The organism is uncultured Cetobacterium sp. (assembly GCF_947039425.1).
Lineage (GTDB): Bacteria > Fusobacteriota > Fusobacteriia > Fusobacteriales > Fusobacteriaceae > Cetobacterium_A.
Window position 1 is genome coordinate 1 of record NZ_CAMQYW010000138.1, and the last position, 4,908, is coordinate 4,908.

General features: G+C 20.3%; 6 protein-coding genes. 4 read left to right on the forward strand and 2 right to left on the reverse strand.

Features of this window, described 5'->3' with window-relative positions:
* Positions 1–57: 57 nt before the first annotated feature.
* Complete coding sequence (locus Q0V09_RS07600) at positions 58–1,647, reverse strand: HAMP domain-containing sensor histidine kinase (protein ID WP_297488134.1); 1,590 nt, start codon at positions 1,645–1,647, stop codon at positions 58–60.
* A 15-nt stretch (positions 1,648–1,662) separates the two neighbouring features.
* Positions 1,663–2,307: a response regulator transcription factor gene (locus Q0V09_RS07605; protein ID WP_297488137.1), complete on the reverse strand. Its 645-nt coding sequence runs from the start codon at positions 2,305–2,307 to the stop codon at positions 1,663–1,665.
* A 145-nt stretch (positions 2,308–2,452) separates the two neighbouring features.
* Here Q0V09_RS07605 and Q0V09_RS07610 point away from each other — a divergent pair, with 145 nt between their 5' ends.
* From Q0V09_RS07610 to Q0V09_RS07625, 4 genes are all read left to right on the forward strand, one after another.
* The gene (locus tag Q0V09_RS07610) at positions 2,453–2,752 is read left to right on the forward strand and encodes a hypothetical protein (protein ID WP_297488140.1); all 300 of its coding nucleotides are present in this window, start codon (positions 2,453–2,455) and stop codon (positions 2,750–2,752) included.
* A 157-nt stretch (positions 2,753–2,909) separates the two neighbouring features.
* The gene (locus Q0V09_RS07615) at positions 2,910–3,131 is read left to right on the forward strand and encodes a hypothetical protein (protein WP_297488142.1); all 222 of its coding nucleotides are present in this window, start codon (positions 2,910–2,912) and stop codon (positions 3,129–3,131) included.
* Positions 3,132–3,359: 228 nt separating this feature from the next.
* On the forward strand, positions 3,360–3,602 hold the full coding sequence (locus Q0V09_RS07620) for a hypothetical protein (protein WP_297488145.1): 243 nt from the start codon (positions 3,360–3,362) through the stop codon (positions 3,600–3,602).
* A gap of 229 nt (positions 3,603–3,831) precedes the next feature.
* Positions 3,832–4,185 carry a hypothetical protein gene (locus Q0V09_RS07625; RefSeq protein ID WP_297488148.1) on the forward strand — a complete coding sequence of 118 codons (354 nt, stop codon included), beginning with the start codon at positions 3,832–3,834 and terminating at the stop codon, positions 4,183–4,185.
* The last annotated feature ends 723 nt before the right edge of the window (positions 4,186–4,908 follow it).

The window sequence follows — 4,908 nt, forward strand, 5'->3', positions numbered from 1 at the left end:
TAAAATAATTATAGTTTTTTAATTTCGTGTTTATATCTTTATATTTAAATAAAATTTTTAAATTTCAGATTGGTCTAAATAAAAAGAAAAACGAATACCATTATCTGTGATAGTAACATTATATCTATTATTATGAAGTTTTATAATCTCTGAAGAAATAAATAAGCCTAATCCTCTACCCAATTCTGCTTTTGTTGAATAATATTTTTTCCAGATGTTATTTTTTTCATCTTCACTTAATTTACTTCCATTATTTTCAATAGAAAACTCAATTTTATTGTTTATTGGTACAAGTTTAATTATTATATCTGAAGATGTATGTTCTATCGCATTTGTTAAAAAATTAATAATTACTTGTTTTATTTTTTCTTTATCTGCGTAAACAGATATTGAAGATGCTTCAAATTGTAAATTTATATTTATTAATTCTTTTTCATATATTTTTAAAATAAGTTCAATTAATTCAGTTAAGTTAAAATTATTTTTCTTTAAAGAAATATTTTGAGTTATATTTTTTTTATTTATTAGTTCATCAGCTAAACGTAATAATCTTTTTCCTTCATCATGGACAATTTGAATGTTTTCAGATTTATTTTTAGCTAAAAATAAATCTGTAAATCCTATTATAGCTGATAGTGGTGTTTTAATCTCATGCATAAATAATTTCAACTCTTCTTCAAATTCGATTTTAGCTTTAATATTATCCTGATTTTCTTTTTTATAGAGATAAATAATATTTTCTAATTTATTTAACATTATATTTATATTGTTATATAAGAATCCAATTTCATCTCTTTTTTTATAAGTTAAGTCAAGTTTAAAATTTAAATTCCCAATTTTATTTGTGTTTTTAGCTAAATTAATAATAGGATCTATTATTAATTTTTCTAAAATCAAACCTAAGATAATTATAATTAAAACAAGAAAAATAATTTTCAAGATAAAATATAATTTTAACATTGGAAAAATTTCATTAATTGGTTTAAATTTATAATAAATTATTATTCTGAATCTATCTATTTTTTTACTAATTATATAAAAACTTGTTTTATCATAAGATTCATAAATTTTACTTTGATTTTTAAATAAATTTATATAAGGATATATTTCCAGTATTTCATTTGTTTTTTTATTTGTTTTTATAGGTAAAGAATAAATTTTCCCAGATAAAGTAACTAATTTATTTTTTTTTATATTAATATCAAAATCTATAATTTTATCATTTTTTCTAATTATTTCATAAGCCATAAAGTAGTTATTAAAAATATTGATAGTTTTCAACTTTAATTTATCATTTTTTTTTAAAATAAATTTATTTTTTAAATATAATTGACTAAGATATGGACTTAATATTATTATATTTTTTGTTTTTTTATCTTTTAGTATAAAATAATTAAAAGAACTTAATGATATAAATTTGTTATCATTATTTAAAATTGTTACATTTGCATTTTTAGAGGTTTTATATTCTTTTAATTTATTTAAATCGATTTGATTATTTTCAATAAAATCAATTTTTTCTAGTGAATTTATTTTAGTAAATCTAAAATATTTTTCAAAATAAAGTGATCCTAAATAAAAATCTAAAAATAAAGTTAGAAAAAACACACTTGAGAGAATGATTATTAATTTATATTTTAATTTCATTAAAATTTCACCTTTCTATTTTTCAAATTTATATCCAATAGATTTGATTGTCTTAATTAATCCTCCATAATCACCTAATTGTTCTCTCAATTTAGAAATATGTTTATCAACAGCTCTATCTTCTCCATAATAGTCATAACCCCAAACAGAATTTAATATTTGATCTCTTGTTTTTACAACATTTACAGAGTTAGCTAAATAAAATAAAATTTCTCTTTCTTTTATAGGAAGATGTATTTCTTCGTCTTCAATAACAACTTTTTTACTTTTAAAATGTAATTCTAATGATTTATATTTTTCAATTTTCTCTTTTTTTCTAAGGTACCTTTCGATAATAGAAATTAAAATATTTGGAGAAAATGGTTTTGTAATATATCCATCAGCTCCTAAATTATATGCTGATATTTGTGTTTTTTCATCTGACAATGCAGATAAAAAAATAATCGGAATATTAGAAAAATCACGAATTATGTTAATTAATTCTAAACCATCCATTTTTGGCATCATTATATCTAAAATAATTAAATCGTAGATATTATTTTTTAATAAGCTTAAGGCCTCTTCTCCATTTTCAGCTTCTTCTATTTCTATATTTTTTTCAATTAAAATTTCTTTTATTAATTTTCTTATAATTATGGAATCTTCAACTAGTAAAATCATAATAACCTCCTGGTAATTTTATCTTGATTATATTGTATTTTTTAAAAAAATGATATTATTTTTAGTTACTTTTTATAAAAAAAGGAAATAAACACGAAATGAATAGCATAATATGTTTATATAACTTTATAAAAGGAGAGTAACTATGTTAGAAGAATTAATTAAAATTGAACAAAATCTTAATGTTGATGATTTATATAGTGCTAAAATCCAAATAATATCTTTGCAAAATAAACTTAAACTATTATGGTTATTAACGAGCGAGATAGATACACCTGACAATAAATCAAAATACAAAACTAAAGAAAATTTAGAAGATGATATTTTATTTTTAAAAAATTCACTATATAATCTTAAAAACTTTTCTAATTATGATTTTATAGACTTTAATTTTCAATTATTAAATGAATTATATATAAGAATAAAGAATGATCAAATAGCTTAAATATATCACTTATTTAACAAAATATAGTTTATAATATTAATTTCGTGTTTATATCTTTAATTTTATTTATATTTTAAAGATATAAACACGAAACAAATAAATTATAATCATTTTACTATTAAAGAATTGAATAAAAAAATTATAAAGGGAGAAAAAAATGAAAAAAATATTATTAAAAACAATTGTAATGGGGATTTTATGTGTATCATTTTTAGCATGTGGAAATGAGGATTCTTCAGATTTTAAACCTAATAAGCAAATTGAACAAAATGAGGATTCTTCTCTTTCTGAAAAACATGAAGATTCTTTAAATATCCCCCAAAAAGATGAAATTAATTCTGAATCAAATATGAAAGAAGAGTCTCCTTTAGTTGAATAATTATAAAAAATATTTAAAATATAGAATATTAAACATATTATTCAAGTGCTAAAACGTAATAAAAAGTGATGATAAAAGGCTTTCACTTCAGTGAAAGCCTTTATCATGTTTAAAAATTTTTATTTGTTAACATATCTTATAGTCTGATACTTTACAAGTAAAAATCTTTATGTTAGGATCATATTAAAACAAAAAAAATTAGAAATATAATAATAGGAGTTCTTTTATATGAGAAAGAGAATAGATATAGATAAAATGATTGCCAATACAATAACAGAAGTTTTAGAAATGGAATTATCTAATAATAGAAAAGAAAATTATAAAAAAGAATTAAAAAAATCAATTTTTTATGAAGATGAAAAATATCAGATGATCTATATTCAATATTTAGAGCATCAAGCAAAAGAAGAAAGTGAAAAATTTAAGCAGAAACAAATAAAAAAAGTAGAAGATAAACTATACTGCTCTTAGCATTAATCCTCATATTACTATATTAAAAATTAATATTGTTAAGTTTCCTTTTAGAGCCTTTAAAGTAAATAATAAAAAATAAGATAATAGTTCTTTTAAACTTTTATTTTGATTTTCTTATTATAAGTATATTTAACAAATATCAGTATTCATTACAATATTTCAATAAAAAAATTAGTACATGTAAAATAAATGTAATTTACTATAACCTAAATTAGGAGGATTAAAAATGAAAAGATTTTTAATATTTATATTTTTTGGATTTTGTTTATTTTTTATATCAAAAAAATATATACATGAAAAAAACCATAACGAAAAAATTTATATTGGTATTTATACTGATGGATTTGAAAATGAAACATTTAAAGATGATGAAACAGGACAAATATATTGGTTACATGGAAATATTCTACCATTGATTGAAAGTATAGAGAGAGAAAGAAAAGGAGATAAAAATAGAGCGATCTTAACAGCAGAAGTAAAATTAAAAGGTATTGATGAAGGAAAATCACATCATGAGTTATCTGAAAGTGGTGACAGGGATTTAACAGTTACTGAAATAATTGATATTATTTCTCAATAAGAAGAGAGAATAAATCATTTTGTATAAATAAAGGAGCTTTCCTAGAGGTACTATGTATCTAGGAGGTTTTTTTATGGCAAGAATAAATTGATTTATAAATTCTTAATAGATTTTCAACCTAAATAATGATAGAGATTTACAAAATATTTTAAATAATCTAATAGCTGAAATTGAAGAAGATTAGGATATTCTTTGGTGTATCTCCGACTTTGATTTCTAAAATTATAAATAAAATACTCTTTTTAACTCAAGAATAGCAAAAGAAAACTCTTAGAGCATATCATCATTACAATAATCAGAGATATCAATAGAATCTAAAAAAAGATGACTCCAGCAATACAGAAATCATCTTTTAACAATATCTTAACCATACTTTTTTATAAAACAAGAAATAAAGGAACTTTACAAAATTTGAATTAAATCTTTTATTAAGAACCTTTGAACTCATAGATAGATTATCTATTTCAAAGAGATTAAGAGAAATATCACTTAGTATATCTTTGTTTATGTTATTTGGAGAAAGTATTACCATTTTCAATAGTTGCACAGGGCTCAATTTTCATATTCTTTTACAGAGTCCAACTTCTGTAGCAATAGAATTAATTTCCTCTTTATTAAGTAAAACATTTAGATTTCATAAAAAAGTGTTGTAAAAAAACGGGAAGGGCAGTATCAATTGATACTACCCCTTTTTAAAAAAATGGTGGTGCTTTATATGTTTAA